Genomic DNA, 19956 nt, shown 5'->3' with positions numbered 1-19956 from the left:
TATCCTATAACGGTTATGAAATAGCATCAAGGAGCGAACAATTTGTTTTAGTTATCCGTATATTCTATACTTTTCTGTATGAATCTGGAATTACACGGAAAAACAGTATTGGTAGCGGCCTCGAGCGAAGGCCTGGGCTTTGCCACCGCTCAAGCGGCTTTGCAGGAAAGATCCCGCGTGTGGATCGGAAGCCGGGACGCAAACAAGGTGACAGAAGCCCTGTCTCGACTGCGAAATAACCAGAGCAGCGAGCAGAAGCAGAACAGAGAGGTTCAGGTTGATGGATATCCGCTGGATGTTACCAGGGCCGACTCTATTGCAGCCTGGGTTGCAGAAGCCCGGTCCCGCTACGGTGAGGCCATAGACGCCCTGGTGGTAAACTCAGGCGGACCGCCCCCAGGACTTTTTGCCGATTTTGATGACCAAGCTTGGCAGGGAGCCTTTGAACTGCTCCTCCTGTCGGCGGTCCGCCTGGTCCGCGCCTGCCTGCCAGGGCTTGCAGTCCGCGGAGGGGCCGTGCTGATCGTCTCTTCTACCTCGGTGACCGAACCCATTGAGGGCCTCATTCTTTCCAATGCCCTGCGGTCTGCCACTGTCGCCATGGCCAAGACCCTATCCCGGGAACTGGCCCCCAGGGGTATCAGAATAAATTGCCTTGCGCCGGGTCGTTTTGCTACCGGCAGAGTTGAACGGATCGATGCAGCCGCGGCAGAACGGATGCATTGTTCGCCCGAAGAAGCCCGGCGCAAAGCAGAGGCGGCCATTCCCCTGGGCCGCTACGGCACTACCGAAGAGTTTGGCCGCACTGCCTGTTTTCTTATTTCGCCCGCAGCTTCATATATGACAGGGCAGCTTGTGACCATAGACGGCGGTATGACCCGCGGAACCTGGTAAGGGCCGAGGGGACCCTACGGAAGCGCATCAACCTTTACATTTTCCGTATCCGCACTTCGGTATAAGTGTCTTTTTCAAGGAGCCGCACCAGTTCCCGCGGATCTGTTGAAGAATAATGATAGGGATAGACGATTTTAGGTTTAAAAGCCCTCACTGCCTCTGCAACCTGCGGGACCGTCATGGTAAAAGGCTGATTCATGGGAAGGAAGGCCACATCGATGGAGTCAAGGCTTGCCATTTCAGGGATATTCTCCGTATCACCGGCCACATAGACCCGAAGGCCGCCGAGGGCAAGTATATACCCGTTATCTAACCGAGATTTAGGATGGTACATTTCCCGGCCGTTCGTTATGTTATAGGCCGGAAAGGCAGTGACGGACAGTGGCCCCTGGGCGAGGCTTTTGCCATGTTCAAGCACTTCCCCCATTCCGATCTTATCCCGCACCGCCTTGCTTGTTATGATACGGGTTTGGGGCCCCGAGAGGCTGCTAATAGCCTTAAGGTCCAGATGGTCCGCGTGTTCGTGGGTTATGAGGATGAGATCAGCCTTTTCCCATCGACTATAATCGGTATACCGGCTTTGCGGATCGATATGGATTTTCAGGCTGCCAACCTGCATGGCTAGCGTGGAATGACCAATAAACACTATTTCAAGCTTCCCAGCGGAAGTTGAAAAGTGATCCGACACAAAATTTCCGGAACCCTCCATTGCTGCTGCTCCCATAGTTGCTGCTACGGCAAAAACCGTGGCTTGCAGGTTCCTGAAAACACCAAGAAACCTTTGAAAACTACTCGTATTCATACTTAACAATATACTACCCATCCTGTCTCTGGTTATAAGAAAATTATACAAATTTGCCTTATTATTACTATTTTTGTAATATATAGACAGGAGGTACTGAACATGTCCTTTACACTTTCACCCCTGCCCTATCCATTCGAGGCCCTTGAGCCGTATATAGATGCGAAGACCATGGAAATACACCATGACAAACACCATGGGACCTATGTGGCTAAACTGAATGCTGCCCTGGAACAGGCGCCGCAGCTTCATGAGTGGAGCCTTGAGGATCTGCTGCGAAGGCTTTCTGAGGTACCCGAGGCTATCCGGCAAGCAGTCCGGAACCACGGCGGCGGAACCTTTAATCATGACCTATTCTGGAACATCTTGTCTCCCCAGGGAGGCGGAGCCCCGGACGGAGAACTCGGCAAACTTATTGCAAGGGATTTTGGTTCCTTCGATGCATTTAAAGAGCAATTCAGCCAGGGAGCAGCAAACCTTTTTGGAAGCGGCTGGCAGTGGCTGGCGGTAACACCTGAGAAAAAACTTAAGCTCCTTGCCCTCCCCAATCAGGACAATCCGCTTAGCCAGGGGCTCGTACCCATATTGGGCCTGGATGTCTGGGAGCATGCCTACTACCTAAAATACCAGAACCGCCGCACCGATTACATCGCAGCATTTTGGAATCTGGTAAATTGGAAACAGGTGGAGAAAAATCTGCTAAAAGCCTAGCGGAGAACAAAAATATCAGCCCAGAGTATAGACCGCTCCGGTATAAAGGGGACTTAGACCCTGAAGCTTCTGGGAAAGCTTTTCCATCGCTGCCGGGCCGGTACAATGGCCCAGGGCGATGAGACTAATTCCGCTCGAAGCAAGGTAGTCGCCGGTTGTGTTGATACGGTCCTCATCGGCTTCCACAAGGTGGGAGCCGCCAAATACAGCATACAACCTTTTGCCGAAGCCAGATCGAACCATGTCGAGCATGTTCATGAGCCCCGGATGAGCGCAGCCTGCAAGGAAAACAAGGCCCTGAGGCATATCGATCACGAGGGCGACTTCATCGGAAAAGTCATCAGCTTCTATGCCGCTCCGATCTACCACAAAACGGGACGCGATTGTTTCTTCCCTGTGTGTTCGGGGAAAGCCCCCAATAATAAATACCCCCGGTAAGATTTCGGCCTTGGTGCCGCTTGCAGAAATCTCGAGTTCCCGCACAGAAATCCCCCGGCTTTCAAGAAATGAGGGGTCTACATCAAGACCAAGATAGCGAAGCTGGGCACCTGTATTATTTTGGAATGCAGCTGGCTGGGTGATTCCGGAGTGGGAGATTGCGGAATTGGAAACTTCGGAGTGGGTAACTGCAGCGCGGACCTGACTTTTTTGGCTGTCGTCGGACCATTTGGGGTCAAAAAAGCCCTTGCCCGTCCAGAGGGGACCCCGGTAGCCAGACTCCTCCGCCAGAGCACGAAGGCCTCCACCATGGTCATAATGTCCGTGGCTAATAATCACCGCTTCTGCGGCAGCCAAGTCCAAATTCAACTTCTTTGCATTTTCTGTAAAGGCGCCGCTTTTGCCTGTATCAAAAATGATTGCCCTGCCGTCCTTTTCAATCCAAAAGGCAAGACCGTGTTCCGCAGCGAGGCTCTGTGGAATCCCATCCTCTAAAGCAGAAGCCGGCGGCAGGTCGTTGTCTATCAGCACTCGGATCTTAAGCATTCATTTATCCCTCATTGGCGAACCGCCGGGCATACAACTGATCTTGTTTTACACGACGGCGGGAACATCGAACTGGCTGTTGTAAAGTTCCGTATAAAAACCATTCCGGTCAAGCAGTTCCCTATGGGTACCTTGTTCCACAATGTCTCCGTCCCGGAGCACCAAAATAAGGTCCGCGTTCTGAATAGTCGAAAGCCTGTGGGCGATGACAAAGCTTGTTCTGTTGTGCATGAGCCGATCCATGGCTTTTTGGATAAGAACTTCAGTCCGGGTATCTACAGAACTCGTGGCTTCGTCCAGAATCATAATGGGTGGATCCGCCAGAATCGCCCGGGCTATAGTAAGGAGCTGTTTCTGTCCCAGGGAAATATTACTTGTCTCCTCGTTCAGAACCATGTTATAGCCCTCAGGAAGGGTGTGAACAAAGTGATCCACATAGGCAGCTTTCGCCGCTGCGATGACTTCCTCGTCGGCGGCATCCAGGCGTCCGTAACGGATATTTTCCTTTATGGTATCGTTATACAGCCAGGTATCCTGCAGTACCATTCCAAAGTTTTTCCGCAGGTCCTCGCGCCGGAAGGACCGGATATCGTGGCCATCCAGCAGGATCGAACCCTCATCAACATCATAAAACCGCATAAGCAATTTAACCAAAGTCGTTTTTCCCGCACCGGTGGGGCCGACGATGGCGATTTTTTGCCCCGGTTCAGCCCGGGCAGAGAAATTTTTGATGACAGGTTTTGATTTGTCATATCCAAAACGGATGTTCCTGAATTCTACCTGACCCTGGATATGGGTAAGTTCTGCAGGAGCTGCCGGTTCGGGGCTTTCTTCGGTTTCATCCAGGAACTCATAGACCCGTTCGGCCGCCGCGGCGGTCTGTTGGAGAACGTTGCTGATATTGGCAATCTGTTGAATCGGCTGGGTAAAGTTCCGCACATACTGGATAAAGGCCTGTATGTCCCCGACACTAATGGCTTTTTGTATCGCCAGGTAGCCACCCAGAACTGCCACGCCCACATAGCCGATATTACCCACAAAGTTCATAAGGGGCATCATGACCCCCGTAAGGAACTGGCTTTTCCAGGCCGAATCATAGAGGGTCTCGTTGGTCTTATCGAAGGTTTCCAGGGTTTTCGCTTCCCGGCTAAAGGCCTTCATGACGAGGTGACCGCCGTACATCTCTTCCACAAGACCGTTAATATGCCCCAGGTATTTTTGCTGCGTCTTATAATACCCCTGGCTTTTCCCGATAATAAGGCCGATGATGCCGAAAGACAGGGGAATCATGAGAAGGGCCACCAGGGTCATGCGCCAGTCTATGGAAATCATCATTGCCAGGACTCCCGCCACGGTTACTGCGGAAGTGATTATCTGGGTAAGACTCTGGTTCAAGGTTTGGTTGATAGTATCCACATCGTTGGTAATCCGGGACAGGGTCTCCCCATGGGTCGTACTATCGAAGTAGCGGAAAGGAATTCGGTTAATCTTTGCCTGGATTTGGGAACGGAACCGGTACGTGAGGTCGGTGGCAACGCGGGCCATGATCCAGCCCATAACAAAGGAACAGAGGGAAGCAAACACATAGAGACCAAGCACCATTCTAAGGATTGCAGCGATACGGCTAAAATCGATGCGGCCAGTTCCGCGGAAGCTTGCGAGAACCCCATCTAAGAGAACCGTGGTTGCTTCTCCCATCACCTTGGGCCCAATGATGCTGAATACTGTTGAGGCTATCGCAAAGAGAAAGACGATACCGATGCTTAGCTTGTAGGGAGCCAGGGAACGCATAAGCCTTTTCATGGTACCCTTAAAATTTTTCGCCTTTTCACCCTTCATCATGGCCATGGGGCCGCCTCCCCGGCCCATCATGGCTCCAGGACGCATCGTTTTTGGCCGGTTTATATTCTGGTCGCTCATGCTGTTTTTTCTCCTTTGAACTGGGATTCCACAATTTCCCGGTAGGCTTCGCAGGTTTCAAGCAGTTCCCGGTGGGTCCCCTGGCCTACAATCCGGCCTTCGTCCAGTACAATAATCTGGTCCGCATGCATAATAGTGGCTACCCTCTGAGCCACAATGATACGGGTGCTGGCACAAGTCCGCTCTTCCAGGGCTCGGCGGAGTTTCGCATCGGTTCTAAAGTCCAGGGCCGAAAAACTCTCATCAAAGAGATAGATGGGACAGTCCTTTACTAGGGCGCGGGCAATGGCAAGACGTTGTTTTTGCCCCCCTGAAAAGTTTGTTCCGCCCTGGGAAACCGAAAGAGAAAGGCCTTCCGGGTTCTCCAGCACAAAGTCTGCCTGGGCTACCCGGAGGGCTTCCCACAGGCGCTCAGGCGGGGCGTCCTCATCGGCAAAGCGGAGATTTTCTTCCACCGTGCTGGAAAAAAGAAGGCTCCGCTGGGGTACATAACCCACAAGGCTCCGCAGTTCCTTCTGGCTCAGGCGCCGTATGTCGATGCCGTCTATCAATATGGAACCGGAACTGACATCATAAAAACGGGGAATCAGATTGATGAGGGTACTTTTGCCGGAGCCCGTGGGGCCGATGATACCCGTTGTTTTGCCCGCCGGGGCGGTAAACGAAATATGACAGAGCACATCCGTATCGGCCTTGGGATAGCGGAAACAAACATCCCGGAATTCGATGCTACCCCGTATTTCCGAAGCTGGCCTATAGGGCTCAGGGTTTTCCGGATCCTTAATAGATTCCTGAGTGTCTAGGACCTCAGAAATACGTTTTGCAGAGATGGCTGCCCGGGGGAGCATGATGAACATCATGGAAAGCATCATAAATGACATGACAATCTGCATGGCATACTGCATAAAGGCCATCATATCCCCGACCTGCATGGATGCCTGGGCTACCCGGTGGGCACCAACCCAGATAATGCCGATGCTGAGGAGGTTCATCAGTATCATCATGAAGGGCATCATGATGACCATGACCCGGTTTACAAAAAGGCTCACCTCGGTGAGATCCCGGTTTGCCTTATCAAAGCGCTGTTCTTCAAACTGTTGGCGGTTAAAAGCCCGGACGACCATAAGGCCGCTCAGGTTCTCCCGGGCCACCAGGTTAAGCCGATCCACCAATTTTTGCATGAGCTGGAACCGAGGCAGGGCGATGGAAAACACGAGGCTAATCACCCCGATGAGAACCAGCACAGCCAGGGCAATAATCCATGCCATAGAGGGGGCCTTTCCCAAGGCTCGGATGACGCCGCCGCCGGCCATAATGGGGGCGAAAAGGAGCATCCTGAGGGACATAAAGGTTACCATCTGCATTTGGCTAATGTCATTGGTAGTCCTCGTGATAAGGGAAGCGGTGGAAAAGGTATCGAATTCTAAGTTGGTAAAATTAATAACCTTGCTGAACACATCGTGCCTGAGCGTTTTTGCTGCCCCCGCAGCGGTTCTCGCGGCCAGGAGACCCACCAGGATAACGCTGGCCATGGAACCCAGAGTCATTAAAATCATGATAAGGCCGTCGTGGACAATGTAAGACATTTGGAGCTTTTCCACATCTACGCCGATGCTCTCATATTCTTTATGCAGCCAGGCTATGGCCATCTGAGCCTGGGCCTTAGCTCCCATGGCATCCAAGGCTTGGGTAAATTGCTGCTGCCCCTGCTCTACTGCCAGGCCCGACTGCCTGAACATTGCTATCATGGCGAGACTCCGGGCCATGGCCCGCTCCAGAGCCGCATGTTCAGCCTTCGAGACTGGACCCAGCTGGTATAGTGGAGCTAATAGCTTTGGCTTCTCTGAAACCGGCTCTTCCTGAGTCGGCAACTGCGAGACTGGCTGATCCGACAGCGGCAAGACTTCCGCCGCTGGGGCTGCCGGGGCAGCTGGTACGGTTTTCTTCATAGGCACCGTGGTGACCAATCCAGCAGCCACAGGGCTGTAAAGCCGAATTACCAGGGCTGCATCCTCAGTTTCCAAGAGGCTTTCTATGAGACGAAAGCTTTCTCCACTCAAGACCTTCGGGACAGGGCTGTCTATGCCGCCCTGCTGGATGCCATAATTAACTATCCGGGACATATAATCCGGCAAAGCGAGGTCAAAATTGGCCTGTATAAAAAGAAGCACCACTAGGGGAACACAGAAGCCCCATAGGGTTTTAAATATTTTATCAATTTCATCATATTGTATTCGTCTCCTTGTGAATGAGCTTAAGCCCCGCGCATATGATTAATCTTCCGGAAAATCCTTAGGACTGCCCCGGCCAAAAAGGCCCCGCTTCATGCTGGCTTCGAAGTCCCGGAGATCAAAACCCCGGTGAATCACCCCAGCCCTTCTGCAGTAGTCCTTGCCCGCAGACTCCTGGGACAAAATTTTTTCCAGATGTTCGATGAGTCGGCCAATATACTTACTTAAGATTTCCTGCTCCTTCTCGTTTAGGCAACCGAACAACTCTTCGCCTTCGTTATCATCGACGGCTGATTCCGCAGCCCTACGTCCCGCTTCGGTGAGTTTTATTTCCATTACTCGGCGGTCTTCCTCGCTTTGTTTTCGAGTGATGTAACCCGCTTTTTCCAATTTCACAAGGAGTTCCCCTAGAGACTGTGCTCTAATATCCAGAATAGTGGAAAGTTCTTTCTGACTGATTTCGGGTTTAATCTTAAGCAGCGCTAAGATTCGGCCCTGGCCACGGTGCGGAGTAGCCATGGGACCATTCTGGCGCAGACTATAAAAATAGTAACGGCGCAGCAGCCATTCCAGTTTGTACAGCTGCTCCAATAGAATTTGAGAATCCATAAAAACCTCTAAATAACAAAACGAAGGTACCTTATGGATGTAATATAAAGGTGCCTTACAATTATGTCAAGGTACCTTAGTTTTCTTTGGTGTCAGGATGTATAGGAACAAACAAAATTAAGATTTCCGGCCCCGCAGACGATACCGCACATACAAGACAAGAGAAAAAAGCATCCAAAGAATAAGAAATCCCGTACCCCAGGGGTTATGTGAAAACTGGGATGAAGATGCAAGGGATATATGTGCAAACAGGGCGAAGGCTCCGATCAGCGTAATATTGTGAAAAAGCCGGGCCCTTTTGTAGGTAAGACCCGTTTTGGCATACACAAAGTCTTTAAAACGTTTAAAGGGAGATACTTTCATCAATATGGTATTCGCCATGAGAAACAAAGTAAATATAATAACAAGGGCATAAAGCCACCAGGCGAAGGCTCCAAGTCGGGCCTGCACAGTATCGGGACTGAAACCATAGGAGATTTTGAGCATCCTATGCAGGGCTGTAAGGATGATAATAACAAGGGGCATCACGGAATGAAGCACTGTAAGCACTTTAGTCCCGAAAATACGAACCAGGAGCTTCGGTCTTGCAGCAAGAATAAACTGATTACAAAGCCAGATAAAACTATAGAGCCCTAAAACAACAGAAAGGGTGTACTGATTTAGTTCTGATTCTAGGGACTGCAAATAAAAGAGCAGCGGGATTAATGGCCAGAGTATATACCAAAACAAAAAAAATGGTTGCATCATTAAAATACCCCTAGGGTTTTCCGACAAGCTCATGAACCTTATCTACAGATTCATGAGTCTGTCTACTATTACACTTAGCCAATTAATCTTGTTTTTGCTTTCTCCCCTGAAGCGCATTGTGTATTTTCGTCATAGCCTCAGGGTCATTTTTTACATTTTCTATTGCCTCAAGTACAAAAGCAAGGAATATAGCAAAGAAGAGGGAAGCAAAAAAAGAAACAGTTAGGATGAGTATATTACCAGGATTTTTATGGGATATTTCTACCGAAATAATACTATTTAGTAATAATACATCTAGCTTTTTATCTAAAAAAGCAGTTGCATAAGTATAGCTTGGATATTGTGTGGTAAGAATGTTTTGTAAAACTGGAGTAGGATTTTTCATACCATCTGCAAAATACTTTTCATAATTTTTTGTTATATTTAAAGCAATTGGAACAACTAATTTATATAATTTATCGTTAATCACTAAAACAAGTGATTTTAAAAAGCGTTCACTGGTTTCTTGATTATTTAATCGAATTGCAATAGAAATAATATTGTCCTTTAGGGTGACTACAAATGGTTTTTCCGTGTTCTTATATAAAACATTTGAAGAAGACACACCTTCAATAAATGTTTTTTTTATTAAAAACATAGCATCATTTTGGTTTGAAGGTATAATTTCACCGTTGACCATATTTATACCACTTTTTTGTATTTGTTCATAAATTAAGTTTATATCTTTTAAATACAATCCTACTATCTGTTCCTCGAAATTAATAGAATTAGTAAACTCTTTGATAATTGGGTTTACTGAAAAGCTTAACGAAGTCTCATATATAAATTTTTCTTCTTTTAAAAATTGTTTTGAAATGAGGTAAATTGTACAACTAACAAATATCACAAATGGTATCAAAATAATCATCTTCCAATGCTTTAATAGCACCACCAATAAATCGATTAAAGAAATCTCATCTTCGTTTTGTTCAATCTGTGACATACCTTTTCTCCTTACTAATGCCTTAAAATGAACCCTCTATTTTTAGTAGAACAGCAAGCATGATTCGTCGTTTGCTTGGGTCCTCATTATTGGTAACATACCGTGCTCCATCAGGTCCATAAGTTATAGGAAAAGCAAATTGTAGCGTACCGTTTGGAAGACAAGCCCAGGTAAGTCCAGGAACAAATTGGCCGGAATGATCAAAAAACGTATGCTCCCATTTAAACCCCGCATCAAGGGTTTGACCAAATAGTTTTCGCTGTAAGAAAACCAAAGCTATTGTATGATCCATACCTCCGACCGTTTCGCTTGTATATTGGTACTCGCCATACAACCTCGTTTGCGAAAATTCTTTAAATGCCCCTCCTACATAACCCCATGTTTTTATAGGATTTTTAAAATCATTTTCGTTAAATGATAATAGAATGTCGCTAAATATATCTATCCCCAGAAGAGTTCCCTGTACTGACAAGATATTACGGAAACCTTCCTGTTTCTGATACCGAAAGCCTTCAGTAATTCTCACTGGACCTATCACATGATCTAAATTGGCTGCATAAGCATATTCAGAGACAGCAGGTATATCTGTAGAGCTACTAAAATATTTTTTATGAGCAAGCACAAACATAGATAGTCCCTGGAAAACTAACGGGAAGCTCACACGGAGCGTGAGATCATCTCCGCTACTGGACATAAGATTACTGAGCGAGAAAATCCTACCATGCCCCCAGGTTGTGCTAAACTGTCCCGCCCTAATAGATACATTGGAAATTCCATAATAATCAAAATAAAGAGAACCAATGGTAAATTGTGACCAAGAGAGTGTTTCACTCGTATCTACCGAGCTAGCGACATTTCCATACACTGCAAGAATTGATGACGGTTGGGCTTGCATAACTAACGTTGTCGTAGCAGTTCCACCAGCAGCCCCATCATAATATGCTAAAAGATTGTTAGGATCAGGCCATTGGGTATAACCAATGGATACACCTACAGTGGCAGAAATAGACCCAGAAAATTGTAGTTTCGGTTTTTCAGTAAATACGGTAGTGTGATCAATAGATGTTACAGAAGATTCATCAGAATTAATAATATCCTGCGTATCTGAAAATAGTTCATCAATCTGACTTGAATTCGCACTAGGTTCTGACGGCAAATCCTGGGCAAAAAGCACACTGAAAAACAGTGACCATAGGAATGTAATTATCAATATGAGAGCTTTTTTCATCGGGCAACCCTTTCAAGATAATCCTTTGTATAGACCGTATCTGGTAACGATTTTAATGACGGTTTAGAAACCGTAACCGTAGTTCTTTCATATTCAACTTTTCCATTAATAGATTTAAATTGTAAATGATCAATAATAATCATACTAGCAGGCAACCATTTCTTTTCAACTTTCTGATATGAAGGTATCGCAACAGTCCGCAAAATAGATCCGGAGAGACTATACTCTTCCCTTTTACGAACAAGATTATCACTGGAGATCCAAATTTTCATTTTAGGATACGCAGCATCACGAGAAACAGCTTCAAGTTCCAATAGAGTACAATCATAGGAACCAAGTTTAGTCCGTTCTGCGGATAGGGGCTTATAATCCCTTGACAAGTGAGACGGTTCAAAGTCCGAATTCTTAAAGCTTGAATTTTGAAACCGGTCACGAGCGTTGGTAAAGGTAAACGTTTTGCCTACTGGATCATACAACCACAGATTATCTCCTAATTTTAAATACCCTTTACCCTTATCGATAGTAGGTTCGAGAATAAGTACCAGAAACTGATTTTTTGCATCCCTTCGGAATATTGTCGCTCTCGTACTGGAGACAGCTCCGCCAGGGTCCCGTTTCTGAATTACATATTCGGCAGAAAAATCAGTATCCAATACAGAGAGTTCCCGATCTACCGTCGCGAGCAAACTCTGGTATTTTTTAACATCAAACGCTGTTACACTTTGAGAAAATACTAAACCAAAGGTAGTCATGGTGAACATCAATAACCAAATTAATCTTTTCATACTACAACTCTATCCTCTTAAAAAGACAAATTCTAGCAAACCTGAAAATGAGGTTTAGGTTTCTCCTTGCGCAATAGCTTCTCGAGGGCTAATCTGCAAAGCAAGCCGTATCGGATAAATACTCGATAAAAGCGATGTGATAATGGTACCTATAAGAAAGGCAACAATAAACATGATTGAAAGGTGCGGCTTCAAAGATGATCCACCAAAAAGCCCAATGAGAAGTGGATTACTAATTCTAATTCCCGCATGAGATATCCCGATCATCACAAAAACAGAAAGCAACAATCCAATAATTGCAGCTCCCATTGTTAATATGCAAATTTCTACTAACACCATCCGTATAATAAATACTTTATGTGCTCCCAGGGCCCGAAGCGTACCAATTTCACCGGTTCTTTCGAGTACTGATATAACAAGTGAATTAATAAGAATCATTAGAGCTCCGGAAATAAGGAAAAGGACACCTATATTCAGAGCCGATTTAAGTGTAAACAGCATCATGGCGTTTGAACCAGCCGCTGTATACCAATCTAAAATCCTCACATCTATACCATTTTTTTCTAAACGTTTTGAAAGTTCGGACTTAACAGTTCCGACGGAAATAGCATCATTTTTTCGTATCAGAATAAAACTCCAAGCAGCAGAATCGGCAGCAACGCGCTCATCTCTCTGGCTTGTATCCTGCAAGTCAGCTTCTACTGACTGTAATGTAATTTCAGTATTTCCATCATTCACGATATCCTGTGCACTGTTAAAAATATCATCAATCGAATTTAATTCCGAATTATGCTCGATGTTGTTTGATAATTCATTTTTTTGATTCCCAATTTTATTTCCCAAAGTATAATTTACCAGACTACGCACCAGCATGGGATCTGCGAGCAAAACTCTATCTAAAATTTCAGAAGGTGCTTTGTAGCGATATATACCAGCTACATGAAATGTCCGTAATCGAAAAGATCCATGGGATGCTACCGCAGCAACAATTTTTTCCCCAGACTTAAGAGGCCGTTTAAGATATGACTCTGCTTTCTTTACCCATACTTCATTTAGAAAGGCGCCACCATGATTCAGCTCTTCTGGGCTTCCCCACAAGATTTCGATGTCCTTCATTACAGAAAAATATGACGCAGCATCAATACCAAAAACTACTGATTTTTGCGAAAATTTGCCAATAGATATATTTGCGAAACTCGAGACAATACTGGTATATGATGATATCCCTGGTATTCTTTGTAATAAGGGGAAGATTTCTTTTCCACCCTCTATGGGAGGAATAGTTTCATAGTCACCTACAATTGGTACTTCACTTCCAAACAGCCCATATGATTCTTCTGTCAGAGCTCCTAAGGCTAAATGTCCCGTGAGACTCCCCACAAGAGATACTTCCATCCCTTTCGATGCCTCTTCAAGAACCGAAGAAGCTATACTCAGCAACATGGACCCTAAAACAATCATGGCTGCAATAAAATACGTACGCCTAGGATGACGCCATAAGTTGCGGTATGCTAAACAAAACACAATCATCATGCACCACCCCGCATAGCTAATACTGGAGAAACATGGCTGGCATGTAATGCCGGACGTAATACCGCAAGCATAGTGGCACAGATTAATAGGAACATATTTAACAACATCAGCGAGACAGAGAAACTAATACGGAGATGCCCCTGTTCAAGCACTAATCCAGACCCTGGTATGAAAGAAAGATTAAAAAAGGAAACAACAAACAGTACTGCAGAACCAATGACAAAACCTACAAGGGATGCAAAAAAAGAAAGTTCAACGCTTTCCATCAAAAAGAGAGAGACAACACCGGATTTTTGCATTCCAAGAGCCCGTAAAACACCTATTTCTTTTTTTCGTTCATGTATCAGGACCCGATATGTATTGATAACACCAGTCATAGTAATCAGCAAAAATATTACCAATATAAAATAGGTTATTCCTAAAAAAGCAGTAATAAATTGTCGTATTTGTGCAAGTTGGGCATTTTGGGCTAGTATTACGAATACTGGGTCTTTTTTTACCACAGAAGAAAGTTTTGCATCCCGTTCTTCTCGGCTAGAAAAGAGAACTGTTTTGTAATTTAAATTCGTTAAATAGGAATGCAATCGATTCACCAGTTTGTTGAGATTAATCCCATTATGAACATACAGGGCAATATCAGTACTAAAATCAGATTCCTTTTTTATTAGAATATTTAATATGTGCCTATCCATGTAAGCCACAAACCCGAACAGACTTGTTTCATTAAAAATTGCATGGACCACGAGATTTATAGAGTTTGGCTGCCCATCATAGGTCGAAAGATACAAGGTTATCATATCGCCGACTTTGCAGCGTAATATTTTTGCTGCCGATTGGCTGATAGCAATACCGGGGCTTTCAGGATTGTTTAGAGAAGCTAATGAACCTGAAGATATGTCCATTGTTGCGAATTCGGCTTGCTCTTTATCCACATCAATGCCTATGAGCCTGCGCTGAATTACCCGTTCGCCTTCAAAAAACAACTGGGCATCTCCACGATAGTAAATAGTACGCGGTGAGATTGTTCTAAGAGGTAAAGAACTTTCTGTAAGTCTTGTTAATAGCTCATCAGTATTGTTTATACTTTGTATCTGCCCCGGAAGAAAACCGGTAATGCTGATATGGCCTGCAAAATAACGAGCAGCCTTATCCTGAAGGGCAACCATAGCACCGTTAGAAATTCCGGTAATTATGGTAATAACCGCAAAGGACAAAGCCATGGCAGAGAAAATAAAAATATACCTTCTACTTCTGCGTGTCAGGTTACGATATGCAAAAAAGGGATACATTGGACATATTGTAAATTAAATTGGATAGTTTGACAATCAATAATAGTTATAATTGAATAGTTAATTGCTTCTACTCATTTTATTTGTTCATTTTATGAACATCAAATTATACTATTTACCATTTTTTCCCCTCTTTGAGAAAATTATTCCTCAATTTACACAATTGCTTATAAAAGTAATAGCTTTATTCTATTAAAAGCAAATAGGTATCTCCTTATAAAGTTAAGATTTAAAATATTCATACACTATGTTTATCTCTTGGCATACTAATTGCTATGTATTCAATACATACTACATGTATGAAAGGAGTTTAGAATGAAGAAGATATTACATTGGACTATGCTTTTTGTACTTGCAATGCTAGGGAATCTTGCGTTTGCGTCAACTACCGGAACAGCAGTTTTATACGGAAACGGGGCTGCTAAGGCAGACACGGACCTTACCATCCAGGATATGCTCACCTATGCTATCCAGGACGAGTATTTGGCCAGGGGGGAATATGTAGCCATTATGGCCAAATTCGGTACCATCCGACCCTTCTCTAATATTATGGAAGCGGAAAAAACACATATCAGCTGGCTTGAACAGGCTTTCAAAACCTATAAGATTGCGATCCCGAAAGATGAGTCCGCATCATTTATCGTTGTGCCTAAAACAGTTACCGAAGCCTACGAAGCGGGGGTACAAGCAGAAATTGACAACATTGACATGTATGACCGTTTCCTCGCCCAGCCTGTCATTCAGGATTCAAAATATGCGGACCTGAAAACCCTCTTTACCAATCTGCGCAATGCCTCAGAAAACCACCTGCGGGCATTCAAAAACCAGCTCGGTAGATGAGCCTTTTCGCGAACATACGCAGCTAGCCCCCAGCAGGGGGCAGCTGCGGTAATAACGGCTATCCCGCCTAATGAGCCTCCAGGGTGAAAAGCCAGGAGGCGAAATCTCCCCGGGAACCCCCGTTCCAGCCGTCGCCTCCAAGGAGAAGCCCCACATACTCTAGTTCGTCTCCGCGACGCAAGCCCTCGTTATAGCGAAGAGATGCTTCGTTTTTTACCGCTACGGCGGGCCGCACCCGGATCTGGTAATTCAATGATGGATCGAGGCCCCGCAGTAGCAAATGGCTGAAACCAGGATTTGGCTGAGCGAGAACCTGGACTACCAGCACTGCGGCCCGCCGTCGGTCCTCTGATACGGACATCCAGGCTACAAAATTTCCGCTCCCGTCCCCAGACCGACCCCCTTCGAGGCGGTAAAAATCGCCAAACTGAAAGAGGATTCTCCATTGTTTGTAAAAAGCTATCTGTTCCCGTACTTCCGCCTTTTCCGCTTCCGTAAGTTTTTCCGGGTCCAATTCGTACCCAAAGGCTCCAAAAAATGCGACAAAGGCCCGAGTCCAAAGGGGTGTTATCCTACCAACCTGGTGGTTGGGTACCGCAGAAACATGGGCACCCATGGCACTGGGGGGATAAAAAAAGCTTGTTCCCCACTGGATTTTAAGCCGCTCAATCGCATCGCTGTCATCGCTTGTCCAGGCTTGGGGCGCAAAGGCGAGCATACCCGCATCAAAGCGGTTTCCGCCGGCAGAGCAGGACTCGAATAGGACATGAGGAAAGACTTGGGTAAGACGCCGGTACAGGCGGTACACACCCAGTATATAGCGATGGAAAAATTCGCCCTGCTCGTCCGGGGGAAGGCCGGCGGAAACCGGCTCGGTGATGTGCCGGTTCATGTCCCACTTTATATATGAAATCGGCGCCGAAGAAAGTATGCCGCTTATCGTATCAAAGAGGTAATCCACCACCTCACTGCGGCTCATGTCTAAAACCAACTGGTTCCGGCCCAGGGTTCTTTTTTCAAAGGGAGAGCCGATGGCCCAATCAGGATGCTGCCGGTAAAGGTCGCTATCGGGGCTTACCATTTCTGGTTCTATCCAAAGTCCAAAGGATAGCCCCAGGTCCGTAATCTTCCGGGCTAGGCTTTCAAGTCCTCCTGGCAGTTTTTCCCGGTTTACCTTCCAGTCACCAAGGGAGCTCGTATCATCCTTACGGCGGCCGAACCAGCCGTCATCCAGCACAAAGAGCTCAGCCCCCAAATCCTTGGCCGAACGGGCGATGGAAAGGAGCTTATATTCATCAAATTGAAAATAGGTAGCTTCCCAATTGTTGATGAGGATGGGCCGTTCCCGTTTTTGCCACTGGCCCCGGATAAGACGGCGGTTTAAAAGGCGGTGTATATGATGTGTCATCTCGCCGAAGCCCTGGGCGGTATACACAAAGAGGGCTTCCGGGGTTTCAAACGTTTCAGTGCTCTTTAATTTCCATGAAAACCCAAAGGGATTGATGCCAATACCAAGGCGGGTTGTCCCGTGGGAACCAACCTCCGCATCAATGCTGAAATTGCCAGAATAAACAAGAAGAGCTCCGATAGCCTCTCCAGAGGTTTCGCTCGTGTTCGGCCTTGCAAAAATGGCTGACGGATTATGCTGGGCGCTGGAAGAACCCCGGCTGCTGCCAATACTCTGGAAGCCCGGCACTAAGGGCCTGCGGACCAGGTGCCGTTCCCGGCCCCAGGCTCCCGCGAAATGCAGCATTTCCCAATCAGCAGAATCAAGGTCCAGCACTGCGGAGAGGGCCCGTTTAAGATAGATGGGCTTGCTGCCGCTGTTATGTATACTGACCCGCCGAGCCACAATGGGATGGTTTGCAAAAAGGGTATAATGCAAATGCACTTCTATTTGATGCGCTCTATCTTCCAGAACAAGGGTCAGGCTCTCCGCTTCTGCATCCGATTCGCAGTAGGTTGCCGGGAGTTCATCCAGGTGAGGCTTCCCGCTGTAAATCCGGTGCGACCGGTACTGCAGGTCGACCACAAGGGGCATTCCGTTTTCGCAAACAAATTCCAGTGCGGGGAATCGAAAATCCCCGCGGCCGTAGGTGGGATACTCCCGGGGTACATATTCAAGGCAAAAGGATGGGGGGAGACCCGGCTGATGGGTAGAAAGGGCCCGGTCTTCAAAACGAATGAGGCGGCCATAGCGGCCATCCGGCGAAAGGGGGCGGCCGATGTAGGCCAAAGCGGGGCTGCCGTCGGGGAGCAGGGTTATAATATAACTTAGATAATCATTACGAAGGTGAAATTCCTTTTCTTCCGGGTGCCAAAGTATTGCCATAATAAAAATCCTTCTCTGGATCAGCCTATCGTTTCATACAAACCAAAACAAGGTACAGAAATACCGCGCATCAGGGATGCAAAGCATAACAAAGACATTGCGCAGGAACCTGCGTTTTCCGCTTGCCGTTATTGGGCTCTCGTGAGTATTTTAAAAATAACTGCGGTCTCTATCCGCATATAAATATTCATGCAACGATTAATCAACACAGACAAGGAGTCTCTGCTCATGGCACAGCATCAGTTTCAGACCGAGGTAAGCCAACTACTACACCTCATTATTCATTCTCTCTATTCAAACCGAGAAATATTCCTGCGGGAATTGGTTTCCAACGCTTCCGACGCTCTGGACAAGCTCAAATACCTGACCGTAGCCGATGATGCCTATAAATCAATAGTGTTCGATCCCCGTATCGATATTTCATTTAACCGGGACGCAAAAACTCTCACCATTTCCGATACAGGTATTGGCATGAACGAGGAAGACCTTATCACTTCCTTGGGAACCATAGCCCGCTCAGGAACCAGGGCATTCCTGGAAAAGTTGTCCGCCGATGCAAAGAAAGATTCTAACCTTATTGGGCAGTTCGGCGTTGGTTTTTATTCAGCCTTTATGGTGGCTGAAAAGATAGAAGTTATTACCCGCAAAGCCGCAGAGGAAGCAGCATGGAAATGGACCAGTGATGGTAAAGAGAGCTATACCATCGAGACTGCCCAGTGGGACAGTCACGGTACCACCGTAATCCTGCATCTCAATGAAGAGGGGCTTGAATTTGCCAACCGCTGGACTATCGAAGACATTATTAAACGGTACTCCAACCATGTGGCATTCCCCATTTACCTTACTTACGAAGAAAAGGAATACGATGACAAGGGAAAGGAAAAGGGAAGCAAGACCAAAACCGATAGAATCAATGCCGGTACGGCTATCTGGAGACAGCCGAAAACAGAATTAAAAGAAGAAGACTATAACGAATTCTACAAACAGATTGCCCATGACACGGAGGATCCCCTCTTTTATGTCCATACCAAAGCGGAAGGGACCCTGGAATATGTTACCCTCTTTTATATTCCGAAGAAGGCTCCCTTTGACCTGTACAATGCGGATTACAAGCCGGGTGTAAAACTCTATGTAAAACGGGTTTTCATTACCGATGATGACAAGGAGCTCATGCCCACCTACCTTCGCTTTGTCCGGGGTGTGATCGATTCTGAAGATTTACCCTTAAATGTGAGCCGGGAAATCCTGCAGCAGAACCGGATTCTTCAGAATATCCGCAACACATCGGTAAAGAAACTGCTCGCCGAATTCAAGGCCATTGCAGACAATAACAAGGAAAAATGGGAAACCTTTATTTCCCAATTCAACCGGCCCCTCAAAGAAGGGCTTTACCAGGATTTTGCCAACCGGGAAGCCCTGCAAGACCTGGTGCGTTTTAAAAGCACCGCCGTGGAAGGCTGGACCAGCTTTGCTGACTATGTGTCCCGCATGAAAAGCGACCAGAAGGCTATTTATTATATAACTGGTGGCGACGAGAAGACCCTGAAAGCATCCCCCCTCCTTGAAGCGTACCGGGCTAAAGGTATCGAAGTGCTTGTCATGGATGATGAAATTGATGACATTGTCATTCCGTCCCTCTTTAAGTACAAGGACTATGAGCTTAAGGCGGTAAACCGCGCCGGCGCGGACGAAGAGCTGGGGGAACAAAAAGACAAGGATGCTGAAAAGGACCTTCAGCCGGTTATCGAAAAAATAAAGAAAGCCTTAGGAGACCGGGTCAAGAACGTGAAGCTTTCCCGCAGGCTCCAGGATTCCCCTTCCTGTATCGTGGCGGACGAAAACGACCCGTCTATCCAGTTTGCCCAGATGCTCCGCGCTATGGGCCAGACCGAATTACCAGAAGTAAAGCCCATTTTGGAGGTGAACGGCAACCATCCCATAGTCACTGGTCTTAAAGACATAAACGATGAGGATCGCATTGCCGATGTGGCAACGGTACTCCTTGACCAAGCCTTAATTGTGGAAGGAATTAAGCTCCAAGACCCGGCGGATTTTGTAAAACGGCTCAA

At 46.6% G+C, this 19956-nt stretch carries 16 protein-coding genes; 4 read left to right on the top strand and 12 right to left on the bottom strand.

The genetic code is table 11. The annotated features are described in order from the left end of the window. The first annotated feature begins 78 nt into the window (after positions 1-78). The gene (locus Q7P68_RS06745; RefSeq protein WP_304224326.1) at positions 79-894 is read left to right on the top strand and encodes an SDR family oxidoreductase; all 816 of its coding nucleotides are present in this window, start codon (positions 79-81) and stop codon (positions 892-894) included. 34 nt (positions 895-928) lie between these two features. On the opposite strand, the gene Q7P68_RS06740 is transcribed toward Q7P68_RS06745, so the two are convergent. Then, a complete protein-coding gene (locus Q7P68_RS06740) occupies positions 929-1696 on the bottom strand; it encodes an MBL fold metallo-hydrolase (protein WP_304224325.1) in 768 nt (255 codons plus the stop codon). A gap of 102 nt (positions 1697-1798) precedes the next feature. Here Q7P68_RS06740 and Q7P68_RS06735 point away from each other — a divergent pair, with 102 nt between their 5' ends. Next, positions 1799-2407: a superoxide dismutase gene (locus tag Q7P68_RS06735; RefSeq protein WP_304224324.1), complete on the top strand. Its 609-nt coding sequence runs from the start codon at positions 1799-1801 to the stop codon at positions 2405-2407. Positions 2408-2422: 15 nt separating this feature from the next. On the opposite strand, the gene Q7P68_RS06730 is transcribed toward Q7P68_RS06735, so the two are convergent. The 10 genes from Q7P68_RS06730 to Q7P68_RS06685 form a co-directional block, all read right to left on the bottom strand. Next, the gene (locus Q7P68_RS06730; RefSeq protein ID WP_304224323.1) at positions 2423-3391 is read right to left on the bottom strand and encodes an MBL fold metallo-hydrolase; all 969 of its coding nucleotides are present in this window, start codon (positions 3389-3391) and stop codon (positions 2423-2425) included. Positions 3392-3439: 48 nt separating this feature from the next. Beyond that, on the bottom strand, positions 3440-5311 hold the full coding sequence (locus tag Q7P68_RS06725) for an ABC transporter ATP-binding protein (protein ID WP_304224322.1): 1872 nt from the start codon (positions 5309-5311) through the stop codon (positions 3440-3442). Next, on the bottom strand, positions 5308-7434 hold the full coding sequence (locus tag Q7P68_RS06720; RefSeq protein ID WP_304224321.1) for an ABC transporter ATP-binding protein: 2127 nt from the start codon (positions 7432-7434) through the stop codon (positions 5308-5310). Before Q7P68_RS06720 ends, Q7P68_RS06725 begins: the two co-directional genes overlap by 4 nt. Positions 7435-7584: 150 nt before the next feature. Next, positions 7585-8151 carry a MarR family winged helix-turn-helix transcriptional regulator gene (locus Q7P68_RS06715; protein WP_304224320.1) on the bottom strand — a complete coding sequence of 189 codons (567 nt, stop codon included), beginning with the start codon at positions 8149-8151 and terminating at the stop codon, positions 7585-7587. A gap of 117 nt (positions 8152-8268) precedes the next feature. Further along, positions 8269-8898 carry a hypothetical protein gene (locus tag Q7P68_RS06710; protein ID WP_304224319.1) on the bottom strand — a complete coding sequence of 210 codons (630 nt, stop codon included), beginning with the start codon at positions 8896-8898 and terminating at the stop codon, positions 8269-8271. Positions 8899-8980: 82 nt separating this feature from the next. Then, the gene (locus Q7P68_RS06705; protein ID WP_304224318.1) at positions 8981-9880 is read right to left on the bottom strand and encodes a YveK family protein; all 900 of its coding nucleotides are present in this window, start codon (positions 9878-9880) and stop codon (positions 8981-8983) included. A gap of 22 nt (positions 9881-9902) precedes the next feature. Then, on the bottom strand, positions 9903-11108 hold the full coding sequence (locus Q7P68_RS06700; protein WP_304224317.1) for a hypothetical protein: 1206 nt from the start codon (positions 11106-11108) through the stop codon (positions 9903-9905). Next, the gene (locus tag Q7P68_RS06695; protein ID WP_304224316.1) at positions 11105-11893 is read right to left on the bottom strand and encodes an outer membrane lipoprotein-sorting protein; all 789 of its coding nucleotides are present in this window, start codon (positions 11891-11893) and stop codon (positions 11105-11107) included. Before Q7P68_RS06695 ends, Q7P68_RS06700 begins: the two co-directional genes overlap by 4 nt. Before the next feature lie 54 nt (positions 11894-11947). Next, positions 11948-13426 carry an ABC transporter permease gene (locus Q7P68_RS06690; protein WP_304224315.1) on the bottom strand — a complete coding sequence of 493 codons (1479 nt, stop codon included), beginning with the start codon at positions 13424-13426 and terminating at the stop codon, positions 11948-11950. Then, on the bottom strand, positions 13423-14715 hold the full coding sequence (locus Q7P68_RS06685; RefSeq protein ID WP_304224314.1) for an ABC transporter permease: 1293 nt from the start codon (positions 14713-14715) through the stop codon (positions 13423-13425). The genes Q7P68_RS06690 and Q7P68_RS06685 overlap by 4 nt, the downstream gene beginning before the upstream one ends. Positions 14716-15030: 315 nt before the next feature. Between Q7P68_RS06685 and Q7P68_RS06680 the strand changes: the two genes are divergently transcribed. After that, positions 15031-15555, top strand: a complete 525-nt coding sequence (locus Q7P68_RS06680; RefSeq protein WP_304224313.1) for a ferritin-like domain-containing protein — start codon at positions 15031-15033, stop codon at positions 15553-15555. Positions 15556-15622: 67 nt separating this feature from the next. Here Q7P68_RS06680 and Q7P68_RS06675 read toward each other — a convergent pair whose 3' ends face one another. After that, complete coding sequence (locus Q7P68_RS06675) at positions 15623-17887, bottom strand: alpha-galactosidase (protein ID WP_304224312.1); 2265 nt, start codon at positions 17885-17887, stop codon at positions 15623-15625. 228 nt (positions 17888-18115) lie between these two features. On the opposite strand from Q7P68_RS06675, the gene htpG reads away from it, so the two are divergent. Beyond that, the coding region (gene htpG / locus Q7P68_RS06670) for a molecular chaperone HtpG (RefSeq protein ID WP_304224311.1) at positions 18116-19956 on the top strand (1841 nt) is incomplete at its 3' end.

This window comes from Gracilinema caldarium (assembly GCF_029265695.1).
Classification (GTDB): Bacteria; Spirochaetota; Spirochaetia; order Treponematales; family Breznakiellaceae; genus Gracilinema; species Gracilinema caldarium_A.
This window is presented reverse-complemented; position numbering and strand designations above follow the sequence as displayed.

Excerpts from the sequence above, each read along its gene's own strand:
- Q7P68_RS06745 (WP_304224326.1), top strand. The coding sequence starts at position 79 with ATGAATCTGGAATTACACGGAAAAACAGTATTGGTAGCGGCCTCGAGC.
- Q7P68_RS06740 (WP_304224325.1), bottom strand. The coding sequence starts at position 1,696 with ATGAATACGAGTAGTTTTCAAAGGTTTCTTGGTGTTTTCAGGAACCTG.
- Q7P68_RS06735 (WP_304224324.1), top strand. The coding sequence starts at position 1,799 with ATGTCCTTTACACTTTCACCCCTGCCCTATCCATTCGAGGCCCTTGAG.
- Q7P68_RS06730 (WP_304224323.1), bottom strand. The coding sequence starts at position 3,391 with ATGCTTAAGATCCGAGTGCTGATAGACAACGACCTGCCGCCGGCTTCT.
- Q7P68_RS06725 (WP_304224322.1), bottom strand. The coding sequence starts at position 5,311 with ATGAGCGACCAGAATATAAACCGGCCAAAAACGATGCGTCCTGGAGCC.
- Q7P68_RS06720 (WP_304224321.1), bottom strand. The coding sequence starts at position 7,434 with ATGTCCCGGATAGTTAATTATGGCATCCAGCAGGGCGGCATAGACAGC.
- Q7P68_RS06715 (WP_304224320.1), bottom strand. The coding sequence starts at position 8,151 with ATGGATTCTCAAATTCTATTGGAGCAGCTGTACAAACTGGAATGGCTG.
- Q7P68_RS06710 (WP_304224319.1), bottom strand. The coding sequence starts at position 8,898 with ATGATGCAACCATTTTTTTTGTTTTGGTATATACTCTGGCCATTAATC.
- Q7P68_RS06705 (WP_304224318.1), bottom strand. The coding sequence starts at position 9,880 with ATGTCACAGATTGAACAAAACGAAGATGAGATTTCTTTAATCGATTTA.
- Q7P68_RS06700 (WP_304224317.1), bottom strand. The coding sequence starts at position 11,108 with ATGAAAAAAGCTCTCATATTGATAATTACATTCCTATGGTCACTGTTT.
- Q7P68_RS06695 (WP_304224316.1), bottom strand. The coding sequence starts at position 11,893 with ATGAAAAGATTAATTTGGTTATTGATGTTCACCATGACTACCTTTGGT.
- Q7P68_RS06690 (WP_304224315.1), bottom strand. The coding sequence starts at position 13,426 with ATGATGATTGTGTTTTGTTTAGCATACCGCAACTTATGGCGTCATCCT.
- Q7P68_RS06685 (WP_304224314.1), bottom strand. The coding sequence starts at position 14,715 with ATGTATCCCTTTTTTGCATATCGTAACCTGACACGCAGAAGTAGAAGG.
- Q7P68_RS06680 (WP_304224313.1), top strand. The coding sequence starts at position 15,031 with ATGAAGAAGATATTACATTGGACTATGCTTTTTGTACTTGCAATGCTA.
- Q7P68_RS06675 (WP_304224312.1), bottom strand. The coding sequence starts at position 17,887 with ATGGCAATACTTTGGCACCCGGAAGAAAAGGAATTTCACCTTCGTAAT.